The 17,845-nt window shown below is 51.0% G+C and carries 14 protein-coding genes and 1 pseudogene; 11 read left to right on the top strand and 4 right to left on the bottom strand.

Annotated elements, in window-relative coordinates; all coding sequences use genetic code 11:
• The first annotated feature begins 6 nt into the window (after positions 1-6).
• Together C2M29_RS15410 and recA are read left to right on the top strand one after the other, a co-directional pair.
• Positions 7-513 (top strand): CinA family protein, encoded by a 507-nt coding sequence (locus C2M29_RS15410; protein WP_105190629.1) that lies wholly within the window; start codon positions 7-9, stop codon positions 511-513.
• 93 nt (positions 514-606) lie between these two features.
• Positions 607-1,656, top strand: a complete 1,050-nt coding sequence (gene recA, locus C2M29_RS15405) for a recombinase RecA (RefSeq protein WP_105190628.1) — start codon at positions 607-609, stop codon at positions 1,654-1,656.
• A 128-nt stretch (positions 1,657-1,784) separates the two neighbouring features.
• On the opposite strand, the gene C2M29_RS15400 is transcribed toward recA, so the two are convergent.
• On the bottom strand, positions 1,785-2,942 hold the full coding sequence (locus tag C2M29_RS15400; RefSeq protein WP_105190627.1) for a DcaP family trimeric outer membrane transporter: 1,158 nt from the start codon (positions 2,940-2,942) through the stop codon (positions 1,785-1,787).
• Between the two features lie 284 nt (positions 2,943-3,226).
• Here C2M29_RS15400 and acs point away from each other — a divergent pair, with 284 nt between their 5' ends.
• Entirely contained in the window at positions 3,227-5,167 is a 1,941-nt protein-coding gene (gene acs / locus C2M29_RS15395) for an acetate--CoA ligase (protein WP_105190626.1), read from the top strand.
• 91 nt (positions 5,168-5,258) lie between these two features.
• Positions 5,259-5,909, top strand: a complete 651-nt coding sequence (locus C2M29_RS15390; protein WP_105190625.1) for a response regulator transcription factor — start codon at positions 5,259-5,261, stop codon at positions 5,907-5,909.
• Positions 5,910-5,987: 78 nt separating this feature from the next.
• On the opposite strand, the gene purU is transcribed toward C2M29_RS15390, so the two are convergent.
• Together purU and C2M29_RS15380 are read right to left on the bottom strand one after the other, a co-directional pair.
• Positions 5,988-6,821, bottom strand: a complete 834-nt coding sequence (gene purU, locus C2M29_RS15385; RefSeq protein WP_105190624.1) for a formyltetrahydrofolate deformylase — start codon at positions 6,819-6,821, stop codon at positions 5,988-5,990.
• Positions 6,822-6,894: 73 nt separating this feature from the next.
• On the bottom strand, positions 6,895-10,326 hold the full coding sequence (locus tag C2M29_RS15380; RefSeq protein ID WP_105190623.1) for a PAS domain-containing hybrid sensor histidine kinase/response regulator: 3,432 nt from the start codon (positions 10,324-10,326) through the stop codon (positions 6,895-6,897).
• A gap of 331 nt (positions 10,327-10,657) precedes the next feature.
• On the opposite strand from C2M29_RS15380, the gene C2M29_RS15375 reads away from it, so the two are divergent.
• The 4 genes and pseudogenes from C2M29_RS15375 (at position 10,658) to C2M29_RS15360 (ending at position 15,274) form a co-directional block, all read left to right on the top strand.
• The gene (locus tag C2M29_RS15375) at positions 10,658-10,921 is read left to right on the top strand and encodes a DUF4212 domain-containing protein (RefSeq protein ID WP_105190622.1); all 264 of its coding nucleotides are present in this window, start codon (positions 10,658-10,660) and stop codon (positions 10,919-10,921) included.
• An 11-nt stretch (positions 10,922-10,932) separates the two neighbouring features.
• Positions 10,933-12,657, top strand: coding sequence for a sodium:solute symporter family protein (locus C2M29_RS15370; RefSeq protein ID WP_105190621.1), 1,725 nt, complete (start codon positions 10,933-10,935; stop codon positions 12,655-12,657).
• Positions 12,658-12,777: 120 nt separating this feature from the next.
• A pseudogene (locus C2M29_RS15365) lies at positions 12,778-14,627 on the top strand (DUF294 nucleotidyltransferase-like domain-containing protein).
• Positions 14,628-14,629: 2 nt separating this feature from the next.
• A complete protein-coding gene (locus tag C2M29_RS15360; RefSeq protein ID WP_105190620.1) occupies positions 14,630-15,274 on the top strand; it encodes a 3'-5' exonuclease in 645 nt (214 codons plus the stop codon).
• On the opposite strand, the gene C2M29_RS15355 is transcribed toward C2M29_RS15360, so the two are convergent.
• Positions 15,261-15,656, bottom strand: a complete 396-nt coding sequence (locus C2M29_RS15355; protein ID WP_105190619.1) for a rhodanese-like domain-containing protein — start codon at positions 15,654-15,656, stop codon at positions 15,261-15,263. The genes C2M29_RS15360 and C2M29_RS15355 overlap by 14 nt on opposite strands.
• A gap of 244 nt (positions 15,657-15,900) precedes the next feature.
• Here C2M29_RS15355 and C2M29_RS15350 point away from each other — a divergent pair, with 244 nt between their 5' ends.
• From C2M29_RS15350 to C2M29_RS15340, 3 genes are read left to right on the top strand one after another with little or no spacing between them, the layout of a single operon-like run.
• Complete coding sequence (locus tag C2M29_RS15350) at positions 15,901-16,521, top strand: GTP cyclohydrolase II (RefSeq protein ID WP_105190618.1); 621 nt, start codon at positions 15,901-15,903, stop codon at positions 16,519-16,521.
• Positions 16,522-16,555: 34 nt separating this feature from the next.
• Positions 16,556-17,377: a BPSS1780 family membrane protein gene (locus tag C2M29_RS15345; protein ID WP_105190617.1), complete on the top strand. Its 822-nt coding sequence runs from the start codon at positions 16,556-16,558 to the stop codon at positions 17,375-17,377.
• Positions 17,377-17,841: a regulatory protein RecX gene (locus tag C2M29_RS15340; protein ID WP_105190616.1), complete on the top strand. Its 465-nt coding sequence runs from the start codon at positions 17,377-17,379 to the stop codon at positions 17,839-17,841. Before C2M29_RS15345 ends, C2M29_RS15340 begins: the two co-directional genes overlap by 1 nt.
• The last annotated feature ends 4 nt before the right edge of the window (positions 17,842-17,845 follow it).

Genomic DNA, 17,845 nt, shown 5'->3' with positions numbered 1-17,845 from the left:
ATGGTTATGAACTTACAACAAAGGTTTACTGCCAATACACAAACCCTTGCCGCGCAACTGGGCGTTATTTTAACGGATAAGCAGATGATGATCACTACCGCTGAGTCTTGCACCGGCGGTGGCATTGCCTATGCCATTACAGATACTCCGGGGAGCTCACGCTATTTTGCTGAAGCCGCGGTGACTTATAGCAATGAAGCCAAGCAGGAGCGTCTCGGTGTATCAGCGCAAACCCTAACCCAATTCGGTGCCGTAAGCGAGCAAACGGTAATCGAAATGGCGCGCGGCGCGGCGCATGCGGCGCAAGCGGATGTGGCCGTGGTCACCTCGGGCATCGCTGGTCCGGATGGTGGCAGCGATGATAAGCCGGTGGGTTTGGTGTGGTTTGCGGTGTATTTTAATCAGCAGGTCTATACCGAAGAGCGCCAATTTAATGGGGATCGCGCCTATGTGCGTGAGCAGGCCATCAGTCATGCTCTGGACATGGTGGTAAAAATTTTAGAATCTGCTTGATACTGTAATTTCATACAGTATACTAAGCTTCATTAAGTCAAGCGTTAATACCAAACATGATGAGCTTGGCGGTCAATGATTTTGGAGAAAACAATGAACGATAACAAGCAAAAAGCCTTAAGCGCTGCGCTTTCACAAATTGAGCGCCAATTTGGTAAAGGCTCAATCATGAAACTGGGCGACAGCCAGGCTTTGGATGTTGAAGCCATTTCTACCGGTTCACTGGGGATTGATATTGCCTTGGGCATTGGTGGTCTGCCAACCGGCCGTGTAGTGGAAATTTATGGTCCGGAATCATCGGGTAAAACCACACTGACCTTGCAGGTTGTCGCTCAAGCCCAGCGCCAGGGTAAAACCTGTGCCTTCGTTGATGCCGAGCACGCCCTTGACCCAGTTTATGCCGAGAAACTAGGCGTAAATGTTGATGAGCTACTTGTTTCTCAGCCGGACACAGGTGAGCAGGCGCTGGAAATTTGTGACATGCTGGTACGTTCGGGCGCCGTTGACGTGGTTATCGTCGACTCGGTGGCCGCACTAACACCAAAAGCGGAAATCGAAGGTGAAATGGGTGACAGCCACGTTGGTTTGCAGGCCCGTTTAATGTCACAGGCATTGCGTAAGCTAACCGGTAATATCAAGCGTTCAAACACCTTGTGTATCTTCATCAACCAAATTCGTATGAAGATTGGTGTAATGTTCGGTAACCCGGAAACCACCACAGGTGGTAACGCCCTGAAGTTCTATTCATCGGTTCGCCTTGATATTCGTCGCATCGGTTCGGTTAAAGACGGCGATGAAGTAGTAGGTAACGAAACCCGCGTTAAGGTAGTGAAGAACAAGGTAGCACCTCCGTTTAAGCAAGCCGAATTTATCATCATGTATGGTGAGGGTATCTCTAAAGAAGGTGAGCTTATCGACCTTGGCGTGAAGCACAAGCTGATTGAAAAATCAGGTGCCTGGTATAGCTACAATGGCTCGAAAGTAGGCCAGGGTAAGTCGAACTCGATTAAGTTCTTAAAAGAAAATGTCGAGATCGCCAATGAGATTGAAGGCAAGCTACGTGAAATGCTGTTGCTAAAAGCCACCATTAAGCCGGAAGAGGGTGAAGTAAACTCGCTTGCCGAAGAAGTGGATGCCGAGTAAGGCGTAAAGAATAAGAGTAAGTAAAACCAGCCCCAGGGCTGGTTTTTTTATGCCAGTTCTATGACGTTATAAAAATAAAAAAGCCGCCTTCCGAATAAAGGAAGGCGGCTTTTTTATGCTGAACGCGGTTAAAATGCGTACTTGGCAGAGAACTGCAGACGATCCAGATCGCCGTCGGCACCACTTTCGGTTTCCCGCTCTGCATGTTTAAACTCGACCCCGAAGGTGAGCTTTTTCACCGGTGAGTACAGCAGGTTGGCGCTGTAGCTGACGCTGCTTTCTGTGGGATCACCGCTAAAGGCAAGCAGATCGGTATTGTTATCGGCGCTAAAGAATGAATACAGGAAGGTGGAGCGCCATTGCTCGTTCCAGTGGTGCTGATAGCCGATAAAGCCGGAGGTAGAATCAATGGCATCAAGTTCGTTGCCATCGTAAACGGCCCCGTGCGCGACATTTAGGCCAATGTAGCGTCCTAAGCCCTTGCCATGAGTAAGCATAAACTTAATGTTGTCCTCACCCAGGTTATAGCGTCCGGAAACACTGACACCAAAAGAGGTTTCGTCTTCGTCGGCACCACCTTGCTTGTAAGTCAGTTGGCGAGCCAGGCCGGTAACCACGATTTGCCCCCAATCGGCTGTGTGATTATAACGAGCGGTGAAATCCGGCATGCTGGCATCGTCGGTTTCGACCCGAGCGCCGTTGACCGTAATGGTGCTTTCCGGGTTTTCGATAGAGAAGGCCCAATTACCTACGCTGTAGCGTGCCTGCGCCTGGCGGGCAAACACCGTGCCTTCTGCTGGACCAACAAAGTCCAAAGTCTCCGGCAAGGCGGAGACGTTTTGGAAGTTTGACCATGCCTGGCCAAAGAGCCAACCATCATAGGTAATATAGGCTTGGCGTATACGCGGAGAATAGGAGTTGGTAACGCGCTCGTTACCACCAATAGAAGCAATGAAATCAAGCTCAATCTTGGTATTGATGGTCTTGCCGTTGTCTAACTTGGTACTGGTGCCGAAGTTAAAACGCGATTGCCGGGCGTGCATATCAAAAACCGCATCGCTGTCGTCATCATCGCCAACCGGTGTGGTACTGGGTACATAAAAGTCGCGACCAATGCTGTCGCCCGAAATGGTTCCTGCGGAGAAATCGCTCCACATAGCGTCAACCTTTACATAACCGCCGTAACTGACCTCGGTGTCGCCTATGGTCGCGGCCTGAGCAGTGCCCATGGCCGTGCATACCGCCATAGCAGTCAGCGTCTTCATCATTAATTTTTGTGTTGTCATAATCTTGTCCTGTTGCAAGCTAGCTCAGCAAACATGGTCGTTGCTGGCTTTTTAGGCAATTATCTATTGGTCGTACGACTAAGGTATAGCGAGTAAAGCAGGTGAAGGATTGCCGAAGGATTGCCGCGACTTTATTGCATGAATATCCGCAAGGTGTTTATCGCTAATCCAGGTGAAAATTGCAACGGTCGTGGCGATTCTATACTAAGGTCTAATACTGCAAGACGTGGCCCTGAGTAATGCTGTGGGCAGGCCTAATGGCAACAAAACATATGGAGACGGTTATGTCACAGAGCATTTATCCGGTTTTTGAAAACATCAAAAACAACGCATTAGTCGATAACGAAAAATACCAAGCTATGTATCAACAATCTATCGACGACCCAGAAGCATTTTGGGCCGAGCACGGCCAGCGTCTAGAATGGATCACCCCTTATACTAAGGTTAAAAATACCTCATTCGATAAAGGCCATATCAGCATTAAATGGTTTGAAGACGGTCAACTTAACGCCTCCTATAACTGTATTGATCGCCACCTAAAAGATAAGGCCGATAAAACGGCGTTGATTTGGGAAGGCGATGACCCGAGTCAAAGCGAGCATATCAGCTACCAGCAGGTTCATGATGAAGTCTGCAAGCTGGCCAATGGTCTGCGTAAGTTGGGCGTACAAAAAGGCGACCGTGTTGCCATATACATGCCGATGACGCCTCAGGCGGTCTATGCCATGCAAGCCTGTGCCCGTATCGGCGCGGTGCACTCCGTGGTGTTTGGTGGCTTCTCGCCTTCGGCCATTGCCGATCGTATTAAAGACAGTGGCGCTAAAGTAGTGATCACCTCCGACGAAGGTCGCCGCGGCGGCAATTGCGTCCCCCTTAAAGCTAATGTTGATGAAGCGGTTAGCCAAGCTGGCGTGACTACGGTCGAGCATGTGATAGTGCATCAGCTTACCGGTGGTGAGGTGCAGTGGAACGATGTTGACGTGTGGTGGCATGAGTTGGTTGCCGATCTACCAAGCGAGTGCGAACCTGAGGTAATGAACGCCGAAGACCCGCTCTTTATCCTTTATACTTCGGGGTCAACGGGCCAGCCCAAAGGGGTGGTACACACCACGGGTGGTTACCTGGTTTACAGTTCTATGACCCACGAATATGTATTCGACCTGCATGAAGACGATGTCTACTGGTGTAGTGCCGATGTGGGTTGGATCACGGGTCACAGCTATATTGCCTATGGCCCCATGGTTAATGGTTGCACTCAGGTTATTTTTGAAGGCGTGCCGACCTACCCAAGCGCCGGACGCATGGGGGAAATCGTCGATAAGCATCAGGTCACTATTTTATATACGGCGCCAACCGCCATTCGCGCCTTGATGGCCAAGGGCGACGAGCCAACGGCCAGCTCAACGCGCACCAGCCTTCGTGTGCTGGGCTCGGTGGGCGAGCCAATTAACCCAGAAGCCTGGGCCTGGTATTATGAGCATATTGGTAACAGCCAATGTCCAATCGTGGATACCTGGTGGCAAACGGAAACCGGCGGCATCATGATCACGCCATTACCGGGCGCCACAGATATGAAGCCGGGCTCGGCAACCAGACCTTTCTTCGGTATTGCACCGGCCTTGTTTGATGCTGAAGGCAACACCCTGGAAGGGGCCGTGGATGGTAACCTGGTTATCCTTGATAGCTGGCCATCGCAGGCACGTACCGTATACGGCGACCATGAACGTTTTGAACAAACCTATTTCTCTGCCTATCCGGGCGTTTACTTTACCGGTGACGGTTGTCGCCGCGACGAAGATGATTATTACTGGATCACCGGTCGTGTGGACGATGTACTGAATGTTTCTGGTCACCGTTTAGGCACCGCGGAAATCGAAAGTGCACTGGTTGCCCATGAGGCCGTGGCCGAAGCGGCGGTGGTGGGTTACCCGCACGATATCAAGGGTCAGGGCATCTATGTATACATCACGCCAAACGACGGTGTGGTCGTGAGCGACGAGCTCACCAAAGAGGTACGTAACTGGGTGCGTAAAGAGCTGAGCCCCATTGCCTCGCCGGATATGATCCAGTGGTCGCCGGGTCTGCCGAAAACCCGTTCCGGTAAGATTATGCGCCGTATTTTACGCAAGATCGCCGCCAACGAGTACCAACAGCTTGGAGATACCTCAACTTTGGCCGATCCGAGTGTGGTTGATGAGCTTATTGAAAACCGCTTGAATCGTTAATTAATCGTTAAGAGCTTGATTAAAGAATGATTCTAAACGTAGACTATCGGCTGTTACCTTAGGTAATGGCCGATTTTTTTAGGAGCGCAGCATGAGTCAGTTTTTAATAGCGGACGACCACCCATTATTTAGAGAAGCCCTGAAGGGCGCGCTGACCAAGCAATTTGAGCCCTTGGAAGTGCTGGAGTCGGATACCTTTGACACCACCTTGGCGGTGCTCGATAAGCATGAAGACCTGGATATTCTGCTGCTGGACTTGCATATGCCGGGCAATGGCGACTTGTATGGCTTGATCCGCATTCGCGAAGATTATCCGGATTTACCTATCGCCGTGGTGTCCGGCAGCGAAGACTTGCAGGTGGTGTCTAAGGTTATGGGCTATGGCGCCATGGGCTTCATTCCCAAGTCGTCATCGGCACAGGAAATCGCCGACGCCATCAATGAAATTCTAGAGGGCGAGGTCTGGTTACCGGCGGATATTAAAGACAAGGTGGAAGCCATCAGTGGTGAGGATAAGCAGCTTGCGGCACAGGTTGCGTCATTAACGCCACAGCAATATCGGGTACTTAGTTATTTACACGAAGGCTTGCTCAATAAGCAAATCGCCTATGAGTTGAATATTTCCGAGGCCACGGTGAAGGCACACATTACCGCCATCTTCCGTAAGCTCGGAGTTTATAATCGCACCCAGGCGGTATTAATTGCCTCCAAGTTGCAGCTTGAGGCCATGGAAAGCCAATAATAATCAGAAAAAATAGGGCTGACAGGCAAGGCTGAAACACAGCCTTGCCCACAAAAGCCAGCGCCATCGAACGCCAGTCTAATCAAACACCACGGTGCGGTTGTCATTAACAAAGAGCTTATGCTCGGCGGCCAGCTCCAAGGCCTTACAAAACACCAGCTTCTCGACATCACGACCTTTCTTCGCCATGCTTTGTGCACCGTCCGCATGAGTGACATTCGTTACCTGCTGCAGAATAATCGGCCCCTCGTCGAGCTCATCATTGACGAAGTGCGCGGTGGCACCAATGATTTTGACACCGCGCTCGAAGGCCTGGTGATAGGGCTTGGCACCAATAAAGGCGGGCAGGAAAGAGTGGTGGATATTAATGATACGTCCGCTGAAGCGGGCAACAAACTCCGGACTTAAAATGCGCATATACTTGGCCAGGCCAATCAGGTCAGGATTGTACTCGGCAATTTTATCGGCCACCAGGCGATCATGCTCGCTGCGGCTTAGGCCTTCATGGCTAATGCAGTGAAAGGGCACATTAAAGCCCTGTGCCAGGGGTTGCAGGTCAGGGTAATTGGCGATCACCGCTAGTACCTCGATATTTAAAGCCTGCTCAAAGCATTTTAATAAGACCCCGCCGAGGCAATGGGCTTCCTTGGTGGCCAGCAATACGACCTTGGTGGGCTCACTGCCATGGAGCGACAGCATAGAGTTGCTCGGTAAGATGTCTTGTAGCTGTGTTACTAAGTCGATATCACTAAAATCGCCATCGAGTTCGGTGCGCATAAAAAAGCGGCCATGGGCCTTGTCGACAAACTCATTGTTGCGGGTGATATTCAGGCCATGCTCAAAGCACAGGCCGGTGATCTTGGCGATAAGCCCCTCTTGGTCCGGGCACTGTGCCAGTAAAACTTTTTTCATTCCTCATTCCTATTCGTGTTACACGCCTTGCCATTATGCTCAGGGTTATCGGCATATGGCAATCATGCACGCGTTATAAGGAATGGTTAAGTAAGGCCTTTAACTTGGCGGGTTTAACCGGCTTAGATAAATAATGCACCCCGGCCTTTTTCGCCGCCAGTTTTAGCTGGTCGTCGCGCACCGCGGTGATCAAAATGGCCGGTATCTCCTTGCCTCTGAGGGCGCGGATATCAGCTATCAGGGCGAGGCCGTCGTCGTCCTCACCAAGCTGATAATCCATAAAGATAATGTCGATGTTGGCGTCACTCTTGGCTACTGCCAGCGCCTGCTCGGCCCCCTGACAGCCATGACAACGGGCACCCCATTTGGTGAGCAGGTGGCGCATCGCTTCGATATTGGCGGCTTCATCATCGACTACCAGCACATCATAGTGGGACTGGCTTGCGGTCTTGGCCGCAGGCAGGCTTGAGCTCTGAATACGTGCCCGCGAGCCGTATGGGACTTCCACCTTAAAACAACTGCCCTTACCGAATTGCGAGCGCATGCTAAGGCGGTGAGACAGCAGTTCGGCCATGCGTTTTACCACCCCAAGTCCCAGGCCCACGCCCTTGTTATCGCCGGATTCGACCCGGTAGAAATCATCGAATATTTTTTGTTGCTCGTGCTCGGTAATGCCTAACCCCGTATCCCATACTTCTATGCTGAGGTGATGCTTACGGCGGCGACAGGCAACCAAGACCTTACCGCTGGGGGTATACTTCACCGCATTGGACACCAGGTTTTGAATGATCCGCCTTAGGTAGGTGGTGTCGCTGTGCACCACCTCATTGCTGGAGCGCAGCGAGAGTTTGAGGCCCTTATCGGCGCATAAGATGGCGTATTCATTGACCAAGGGGGCAAGAATATCATCGATATGAAAGTGACGCGGCGTTGGCGACATGGCCCCTTGGTCGAGCTTGGCAATGTCCAGCAAGGCCGACATCAGGTGCACCGTACTGTCCAGGCTATCGCCTAATTTAGCCAGGCTGTTGGCGTTATGGGCGCTGAGCTCCTGTTCATCCATGGACGCCAGGTAGAGGCGTGCGGCGTTCAAGGGCTGGAGAATATCGTGACTGGCCAGTGCCAGGAAGCGGGTTTTACTGTCGTTGGCACGCTCCGCCTCCAGTTTAGCAGCCTTCAGCGCCTGCTCGGTTTGCTCTCGGCTGGCAATTTGTGCCTTAAGATCCTGGTTCATGGCTCTGACTTCCTGGGTACGCGCTTCAATGCGGTTCTCCAGGTCCATGTTGATCTCTTCCAGGGCGTTTTGCGTTTCCATGTGCGCGGTGATATCTGAAAAACTGGTTACAAAGCCGCCATCAGGCAACGGATTACCGATCATTTCAAACACCTGGGCGTTACGGCGATGGCGAATAAAGTGATGGGGGCTGCCGTTGCGCAGGTGGCGTACCCGCTTTTCCACATGGTGTTCGATTTCGCCGGGGCCACATTCACCGCGCATGGCGTTATAGCGGATCACTTCTTCGATGGGTTGGCCCTGTTGTAAGAAACCCTCCGGGTAGTCGAACATTTGCGCGTAGCGCTTGTTCCAGGCCACCAGATTAAGGTCCTTATCGACCACGGAAATACCATGACTCAAATTTTCCAACGAGGTAAACAAGAGGTTTTGGTTAAAACGCAGAGCCTGTGTGGTCTCATCGAAAAAGTTGACCACTTCTTCAAAGGCCAGCTGTTTGCCACTGGCCACGGTTTGGATCAGGGCCTGGGCGGAAGAAGCGCCGAGCACCCCGGTCAGGGCGCGCTCGCAATAGGCGATAAATTCATTGGAAGGCTGGGCGTTATTATCGTCTATGTCTTCGGTCAGGCTGTAATGGGCCAGCACCTGGGTGCTGCGCTGGGCGCCAAGAAAGGTTTGCAGCAGCACCTTAAAGTCATACACGGTGGCATCAACATTCTTATTCAGGCGCTTGGCAAAATTCATCTGCTCCATGGGGTTTACAAAGGCGGCGGCCTGAATGCGGTCGATAAGGCGCTCCTGAGCCCCCAATGAAAAGCTGATATAGCAGCAAATATTAGCAAACAAAGCGATTAGGGTGCCCTGAGTGATCAGGTTTTGCTGGGCGCCACTGTCAAGTGCCGCGGCGGTGTTCATGATCGGAATAAGCAGAAACAGGGTCCAGCACACTACGCCGGCGGTCAGGCCCGCATAGACGCCATAGGCATGGCCCTTGCGCCAATAAAGACCACCGACTATGGCCGGCAGCAGTTGGGTGACCAGAGAAAATGCCACCAGACCCATGGAAGCCAGGGTTTCGCCGTGACCAAAGAGCTGTTGATAAAGGTAAGAGAGCAGCAGGATGGCCCCTATGGTAAAACGGCGGACCAATAAAATGCGCGAGCGGTAACTGCTATTGATATGGCTGCGGCGAAACTTACGCTTAAGTAACAGCGGAAGCACTACGTCGTTGGAGATCATGGTGCTTAGGGTCAGGGTCGCTACCACTATCATGGCGGTGGCCGCCGAGAGGCCACCGATAAAGACAAAGGTGGTTAAAATACTGTGACCGCTGCTGAGTGGCAGGGCCAAGACAAAGCTGTCGGCGCTATGGCCATGGCCGATTTCCGGCATGATGGCGGCACTGGCAATGGGAATGATCATCAGTGCAATAAGCAGTAAATAAAGCGGAAACGCCCAACGCGCGGTTCGCAGGTGGCGGATGTCCTGGTTGTCGACCACAGTGACATGAAATTGTCGCGGCAGGCAGATAATGGCCGCCGCCGCCATCAGGGTCTGGCCTATAAAACCAAAATTTAGCACCTGTGATTCTTGCCAGTGCCGCCATACCGTCTCCAAAGACACCGAATCCGGCAGGGAGTAAAGGGTGTACAGGGCCAGGCCGGCGACAAAAACCAGGGCAATAAGCTTGACCAAGGATTCAAAGGCCACCGCCAGCATCAGCCCCGAACGGTATTCGGTCACATCCACCTTACGGGTACCGAAGAAGATAGCAAACACCGCCATGATCAAGGCGCCCCCGAGGGCAAGCACCGGGCCGGACACCTCTGAGCCGCCTGGCAATAATAAGAAGCTGCTGGAAAGGGCTTTAAGCTGAAGGGCAATATAGGGAATAGTGGCCATCAGGGCGATAAAAGTGACTAGAATCGCCGTCAGTTGCCGCTTGCCGTAGCGTGCCGAAATAAAGTCGGCAATGGTGGTGATATTCTGTTTTTTGCTGACCAGCACCAGTTTGCGTAAGAAGCCTTGGAAAAACACAAACAACAAGATGGGTCCGAGCAAAATAGGCAGATAATTCCAGCCATCACTGGCGGCGGTGCCCACAGAACCGTAATAGGTCCAGGACGTACAATAGATCCCCAGCGCCAAGGCATACACAAAGGGGTGGTGGCTGATGTATTTGGCCCAGGGCGTGGTCTTGTCGCCCCAGTTGGCTAACCAAAACAACACTGATATATAGGCCAAGGAAACGAGAATTAAAGCTAAGGTCATGGTGCTGGGGTAATTTTTATTAGTACCCCTACCATAGCAAAAGCCCATGGCGAATAGCAGTGATTTTGTCGGGCTAAGCCATGCGACTAAGGGTTATTAGACTAATGTATTAATCCCAATAAACGCCGAACCTGTCACTTCTACAGCCTCTGAAATTGTTTTTATCCTTATGTTTTTATTGGTTATTTTCAAGTATCCCCATCATTACCTCTAAAGGTTAACTTTTTGTTACGACTAAGGTCTGAATTTCCTCTAGGCAAAGCATTGCTAGATTCAAAAGTGACGATAACAACCGTTCATGCCTTTGGGTGTGATGTAAAGGGGATACAAAATGGCTTTTAAAGATGCAGAACATGCGAAGGCCTATTGGAGTGAAAACCTCAGCCTGGTATTTAAATTACTGGTGGTGTGGTTTGTCGTTTCTTTTGGCTTTGGCATTTTGTTAGTCGACGTACTCAACGAAGTACGATTCTTTGGGTTTAAACTGGGCTTTTGGTTTTCACAACAAGGCGCAATTTACACCTTTGTAGCTCTTATTTTTGTCTACGCATACAAAATGAATGCGTTAGATAAGAAATACGGCGTAGACGAATAAGGAGCAAAATGATGGATGTTCAAGGACTTACCTTTTTAATTGTTGGCCTGAGCTTTGCGCTCTATATAGGTATCGCCATTTGGGCGCGTGCCGGCTCAACCAATGAATTCTATGTTGCCGGTGGTGGCGTACCACCCTTAGCCAATGGTATGGCTACGGCCGCAGACTGGATGAGTGCGGCGTCGTTTATTTCCATGGCGGGGATCATCTCCTTTGCCGGTTATGACGGCGGTGTATATCTTATGGGTTGGACCGGTGGTTATGTACTGCTGGCACTGTGCCTGGCACCTTACCTGCGTAAATTCGGTAAATTTACGGTGCCGGACTTTATCGGCGACCGTTACTACTCACAGGCGGCTCGTGTGGTTGCCATCTTCTGTGCCATCTTTATCTGCTTTACTTACATCGCCGGTCAGATGCGTGGTGTGGGCGTGGTGTTCTCGCGCTTCCTGGAAGTAGACATTGAGACAGGTGTGTACATCGGCATGGTGATCGTATTCTTCTACGCCGTGCTCGGCGGCATGAAGGGCATTACCTATACTCAGGTGGCACAGTACTGCGTGTTGGTGTTCGCCTACCTGGTACCGGCTATCTTTATTTCCCTGATGATGACGGGTCACCTGTTACCACAAACCGGCTTCGGTGGTACCTTGTCCGATGGTTCCGGACTCTATTTGCTCGACAAGCTTGATGGTCTCAGTACCGAGCTCGGGTTTGCCCAATACACCGAAGGTTCCAAGAGTATGGTTGACGTATTTGCGATCACCGGTGCACTCATGGTGGGTACCGCGGGTCTTCCTCACGTCATCGTACGCTTCTTCACCGTGCCTCGCGTTCGCGATACCCGTATCTCGGCGGCTTGGACTCTGGTCTTTATTGCCATCGTATATACCACGGCTCCCGCGGTTGCCTCATTCGCTCGCGTGAACATGATCGATACCATCAATGGTAAAGACGGCAGCGGCACCTTGTATGAAGAAGCGCCACAGTGGATTAAAAACTGGGAAAGAACCGGCCTTATCACCTTCAACGACAAAAACGGCGATGGTCGCATGCACTATTCTGCGGGTAAGGTTGATGATCCAGCCAGCGCCAATGAAGTGAGTGTAGACCGCGATATCATGGTACTTGCCAACCCTGAAATTGCCGACCTACCGGCCTGGGTGATTGCCTTGGTGGCCGCCGGTGGTATTGCCGCGGCGCTATCGACGACTGCAGGTCTGCTACTGGTTATTTCGACCTCGGTTTCTCACGATTTATTGAAACGTACCTTGAAACCGGATATCAACGATAAGCAAGAGCTGTTGGCGGCGCGTCTGGCGGCCATGGTAGCCATAGGTATCTCCGCCTACTTTGGTATTAACCCCCCAGGCTTTGTAGCCTCGGTGGTGGCCTTTGCCTTCGGTCTTGCGGCGGCGAGTTTCTTCCCTGCAATTATCATGGGTATTTTCTCAAAACGCATGAACAAAGAAGGCGCCATTGCCGGCATGGTAACGGGTATCGGTTTTACCGCCGCATACATCATCTTCTTCAAGTTTGTGAGTCCAGAGCTAAACAGCGCCGAGCACTGGCTATTCGGTATTTCACCCGAGGGTATCGGCCTGGTTGGTATGATGGTTAACTTCTTTGTGGCTGCCGTGGTACAACGCATGACCGCAGAAACCCCGGATGAGATCAAAGAAATGGTTGAGGGTATTCGTAATCCTAAAGGTTCTGCAACGGCCCATGCGCACTAAGGTGCATTAACCAAACTCGCAGATCATAAGCCCGACCTTAGACCAAGGTCGGGCTTTTTTTGTCGTCAAATAGGTCCTAGATTTACTCTTGTTACCACATGTGTTTTTAGGACGTGGATTATGAGTGCCCAGCATCAGGATATTTTTGACTTTGTGACCCAGCAAGCACCGTTTAATGCCTTGCCGGGCTCCGCCTGTGATTATTTTACCCACCATCTTGAGGTAATTTATGTCACCCGGGAAAATCAGCATCAATGGCTGGACTCGGCTCATCCCAAGTTATTCTTATTACGCAGTGGTGTTATTGAGCTGGTGGCCGCCGATGGTGAGCCTATCGCTCGTTTAACCAGCGGCGATTATTTCGGTTACCCATCCTTGCTCAGCGGCGAAACCATAAAAAACCGCATCGAGGTCAAGCGCGAAGCCTTAGCTATATGCTCTCGCAAGCGGACTTCGATTATCTGCGCCATGAATATAAGGCCTTTGAGCAATACTTTGTCCGTGCTCACTCAAATCGACTCTTGTCTTCCAAGTATCAACACCATGGCGACAGCTGGTCGGAGCGAAAAATTGCCCGGCTGATGACCCGCCAAGCCATTACCCTAACGCCCGATGCCAGTATTCGCGAGTGTGCACAAACCATGAGCGCGCATCGGGTGTCATCCATTATGGTGACCCTGGGCGAAGGCAAGGAAGCGCGATTGATTGGTGTGGTGACCGACCGAGATTTGCGCTCCAGGGTGTTGGCCGAAGGCGTGGATCCACAACGCAGCATCGCCGAAATTATGAGTGTCGAGCCCAAGTTCATTTTTGAAAATAACCGGGTGTTTTCGGCCATGCACCTGATGCTCAAACATAACATTCACCATTTACCGGTATTAAACGAGCAACACCAGCCCCTTGGCATGGTTACCTCCACCGACTTGCTGCGCCAGCAAAAAAGCGATCCGGTGCAGTTGATTGGCCGTATCTACAAGGCCAGTGGGGTTGCCGATTTAAAACGTTACGCCCAGGAGGTGCCCGAGCTGCTTGAAGGCTTCGCCTATCATATCGATGACATCAGCCTGATTGGCAAACTGCTGAGCGGCATCAGTGATGCGCTTACCACGCGTTTAATTCAGCTGTTTCAGCAGCGTCATGGCGATGCTCCGACGCGCTTTAGCTGGATTTGCTTTGGCTCTCAGGCCCGTGAAGAGCAAACCCTGCACTCGGATCAGGATAATGGCCTGTTGTTGCCCAACGATCTCGACGAATCGCAACTTGAATACTTTAAGGCCATGGGCGAGTTTGTCTGCCAACAGCTGGATGTGTGCGGCATCAGGCGCTGCCCGGGTAATATTATGGCCAGCAATGAAGACTGTCGTCTGAGTCTTAATGGCTGGCTGCATAAGTTTGAGCGCTGGTTGGCCAGTCCGACGCCAGAGGCCATGCTTAATTGTAAGATCTTCTTCGATATTCGCTTTATTAGCGGTTCAAGCGATTTATTTGCCACCTTTAGTGAAGCCCTGTCGGCACTTAAACCCGACCAGCTCTTTTATCGTGCCCTGGCCAGCGAGTTAAACCTTAACTCGGTGCCCATCGGGCTTTTCAATCAGTTAAAGACCGAGGCCGATGCCGATCGCCACAAGTACATAGATTTAAAGCGTCGCGGTATCGTGATCATCAATGATATTGTCCGCCTTTATGCCTTGCAGGCCAATATTCGCCATGCCAGCACCTTGGAGCGCCTCGATGCACTGACCAAAACTCAGTGGCTGTCAAAAAAGGATATTTTTGATCTTAAGGACTGTTGGCGTTATCTCACCCAGTTGCGCTTGCGCGCTCAGCTCGATAACGAACCCTTGCCCAGTAACTGTATAAACCCGGACGGTTTGACTTCCTTAGAGCGCCATCAATTGAAAGAGGCGTTTTACCTTATCCGCCAGGCACAGCAGGCGGCGAGCTTTAAGTTTGCGCGCGGGAGCCTGTAGTTATGACCTACTCATGGTGGCAGCAAGTAAAGTCGAAATTAGGCTTTGACCCTTACGGTCTGTCGCAGCCCTGGATTAACCATCGTTTTGTGGTGGTGGATTTGGAATTAACCGGCTTAAATCCTAAAGAACATGAGGTGGTATCGCTGGCCTGGGTGGTAATTGAGCAGCAGCGCATAAAGCTTAGTCAAAGCGGTCACTTGCTACATCAGGGGGTGTTGGAGCTGGCGCAATCGCCCATTTACCACGGGATTACCGCCGAACGCTTGCAAGCGGAGGGCTTGCCCATGGCACAAATACTGGAGCGCTTTAGTGCCGTGTGTGCCGAAAGCATTTTAGTGTTTCACAATAGCCTGCTCGACACCCGCTTTTTACAGCGTGTGTGTAAAGAGCACCAGGTACAGTTACCGCGTATTACCTTGGATACCCTGAAAATCGAGCAGCGTCGATTAGCGCGTCAGGGCGCAGATATTGCTTTTGATGCCCTGTCTTTGGATGCCTGTCGTCAGCGTTATGGATTGATGGCGCATACGTCTCATGATGCGCTCAGCGATGCCTTGGCCACCGCCGAGCTGTTTTTGGCGCAGGCCAATCAGGTCAGCAAACGAGAGCCCGTACCTTTAAGTGCCTTGATCACGGCTGGGTGATTTCTGGCAATTGCTGTTTTTGCCAGCCGAGCCAGTCACCTTCAAGGTGGTAAACCTGTTTAAAGCCCTGTTCTTGTAAAATGTCGATAGCCATGGCGGCGCGGCGGCCACTGCGGCAGTAAACCACTATGGGGCGTTCTTTATCGAGTTCTCCAAGATGATCTGCCAAGACAGTATGACTGATGTTGATGGCCCCTTTGATATGGCCTTGCTGGTATTCTTCACTGGTTCGCACATCCAATAATTGCATTGGCTCGGCGTTAAAACGGTCGACCAAGAGCTGTTGAGCGGCAATATCTGTGGTCTCGGCCTGAGCCATACTCATGGGGGCGCAAAACAGTGCGATTGCGGCAACGACTGCCGCGCTGGTGGTTTTCATCATGTATCTTCCTGTTGTTACTAAACGTATCCCTACCAACTGCTATGTTAGCCAGCTTAACGTCCTTCGATTATGTATGTCATTAACCATAGCATAACTTATTGTCGGTCTGAATTGTGTGTTTGGGCGTCGCTAGGGCCACTTGTTTCATGTTATCATTGACCCCATTTACTAAGTAGTACAGGCTGATCTTTGAGATTGGCTTTGTTATATTATCACAATTGTTTATTGTACAGAGTGAGTCGTCGTGGCCGAAGTCAGAGCTAGGGTCCATTTAAATGTGGGCAAAAAAAGTGATATTCCTGCGGAAATAGTGTCTTTTAGCGGATTAAAAGATGGTCAGGAGCATGTTGCCTTAATTTTTAACCAAGCGGATGAACAGCAAACTCCCCTGATCCGCATGCACTCCGAGTGCCTAACCGGCGACGTTTTCCACTCCAGCCGCTGTGATTGCGGCGAGCAACTCAATGAGAGCATCGAGCTAATGCACGAACAGGGTGGGGTGCTGCTCTACCTACGTCAGGAAGGGCGTGGCATTGGTTTATACAATAAACTTGATGCCTATGTGTTGCAGTCGCAAGGCATGAACACTTACGAAGCTAATAATCACCTGGGTTTTGCCGATGATCTGCGAGATTTCTCCGATGCTGTTTTAATGCTTAAGGCACTGGGTATCACTCAGGTTAAGCTGATGACCAATAACCCGAAGAAGCTTGATGCACTGCGTGACAACGGCATCGACGTGAAGGCCGTGGTTGGTACCCATGCTCATATCAAGGTGGGGCAAACCGGCAATCAGGCGTACCTGGAAACCAAAATAGCCCATGGTGCGCACATGCTGGATATTAAAAAGATTAAGAAATCATAAGCGGAATAACTGGGTAAAAGGAAGATTAGTCATCATGTCGATAGAAATACGCGTGTACAAGGCCGGCTCGGGAGCGCGCTGGTTTAAAGCCGGTTTGGATACCTTCCAGCACCAGCCGTTTATTTTTATGTTTATGTACTTGTTTATCGCCGCCGTGGGCATGCTGGGTTTTATTCTGCCGTTGCTAAAAATCCCGGCGGTGCTTGCAACACCTTTTTTACTGGCTGGCTTTTATCAAGCCGCATTGCGCCGTCAGCAGGGACACAAGGTGGCGTTTGCCGATATCCTTAATGTGTTTTCACAGCAGGGTCGACGCATGCCTTTGTTCCGCGTTGGTCTATATCAAATGGGCGCGGCCTTGCTATTAGGCATGGTGAGTAGCCTGTTGTTTGCCGATGCGGCGGCCGTTATAGCTCAACCCGATCTTGACCCGCAGCTGGCTCTGCAGCAATTAGCGCAAAGCTTCTCTTTCCCTGCGGTGGCGCTGTTTTTGGTGCTATTTAGTGTTTATTTATGTGCCTTTGCCTTCGCTGTGCCCCTGGTTTATTTTGGCGGTCACACATCGATGTGGGCGGTGATGAAGGCCAGTTTAATGGCGTTTTATCATAATATGGCAGCGATGACGGTGTATGGTCTGATTGGTGCAGGCTTGATGCTGGTTTGTGCGATTTTGTCCTTTATTCCCCTTCTTGTTGTTATGCCGATTTGCTACATTAGCTTATTCATCGCCTTTCAAGCGATATTTATGCCTAAATTACAGCACCATGAGGGCGGTAATGGCACCGTCGATAAGAGCCAAAGTGAGCCTGCTAAAGAGCAGGAATCGGTTTCTTCAGACGGTCGGTTTGACGCTTAATGGATGAGCGCGAACAGCAAAAACAAAAGAACTATGTGCTCTGGTTACTGGGGCGGCAGGAATACAGCCGCAGGGATTTGCAGCGCAAATTGCAGCAACGCCAGGTACCAGAGGACTTTGCCACTGAGCTGTTAGATTGGTGTGAGCAACAGGGTTTTTTGGACGATAAACGCTATTGCGCCAGCTTTATTCGCCGGGCAGTAGACAAACGTCACGGACCACGGCGTATCAGTGCCGATGCCCAGCAAAAAGGCTTGGCCAAAGAGCAGGTGGCTGTGGCCTTGGCAGAAATGGACATCGATTGGTTCGAACTGGCTCTAGAGGCCTACCAGCGTAAATTTAAGGCGCTGGGAAAAAACACAGATTATAAGGAAAAAGCCAAGCGTATTCGTTATTTAACGGCGCGAGGCTTTGACTACCAACAAATAGAATTTGCACTTGCAAGTGAAGCGACAGACGAGTGAGAAA

This window comes from Pseudoalteromonas sp. T1lg48 (assembly GCF_002964785.1).
GTDB lineage: Bacteria > Pseudomonadota > Gammaproteobacteria > Enterobacterales > Alteromonadaceae > Pseudoalteromonas.
This window is presented reverse-complemented; position numbering and strand designations above follow the sequence as displayed.

Excerpts from the sequence above, each read along its gene's own strand:
- C2M29_RS15400 (WP_105190627.1), bottom strand. The coding sequence starts at position 2,942 with ATGACAACACAAAAATTAATGATGAAGACGCTGACTGCTATGGCGGTA.
- recA (WP_105190628.1), top strand. The coding sequence starts at position 607 with ATGAACGATAACAAGCAAAAAGCCTTAAGCGCTGCGCTTTCACAAATT.
- C2M29_RS15360 (WP_105190620.1), top strand. The coding sequence starts at position 14,630 with ATGACCTACTCATGGTGGCAGCAAGTAAAGTCGAAATTAGGCTTTGAC.
- C2M29_RS15340 (WP_105190616.1), top strand. The coding sequence starts at position 17,377 with ATGGATGAGCGCGAACAGCAAAAACAAAAGAACTATGTGCTCTGGTTA.
- C2M29_RS15345 (WP_105190617.1), top strand. The coding sequence starts at position 16,556 with ATGTCGATAGAAATACGCGTGTACAAGGCCGGCTCGGGAGCGCGCTGG.
- acs (WP_105190626.1), top strand. The coding sequence starts at position 3,227 with ATGTCACAGAGCATTTATCCGGTTTTTGAAAACATCAAAAACAACGCA.
- C2M29_RS15410 (WP_105190629.1), top strand. The coding sequence starts at position 7 with ATGAACTTACAACAAAGGTTTACTGCCAATACACAAACCCTTGCCGCG.
- C2M29_RS15370 (WP_105190621.1), top strand. The coding sequence starts at position 10,933 with ATGGATGTTCAAGGACTTACCTTTTTAATTGTTGGCCTGAGCTTTGCG.
- C2M29_RS15390 (WP_105190625.1), top strand. The coding sequence starts at position 5,259 with ATGAGTCAGTTTTTAATAGCGGACGACCACCCATTATTTAGAGAAGCC.
- C2M29_RS15355 (WP_105190619.1), bottom strand. The coding sequence starts at position 15,656 with ATGATGAAAACCACCAGCGCGGCAGTCGTTGCCGCAATCGCACTGTTT.
- C2M29_RS15375 (WP_105190622.1), top strand. The coding sequence starts at position 10,658 with ATGGCTTTTAAAGATGCAGAACATGCGAAGGCCTATTGGAGTGAAAAC.
- C2M29_RS15380 (WP_105190623.1), bottom strand. The coding sequence starts at position 10,326 with ATGACCTTAGCTTTAATTCTCGTTTCCTTGGCCTATATATCAGTGTTG.
- purU (WP_105190624.1), bottom strand. The coding sequence starts at position 6,821 with ATGAAAAAAGTTTTACTGGCACAGTGCCCGGACCAAGAGGGGCTTATC.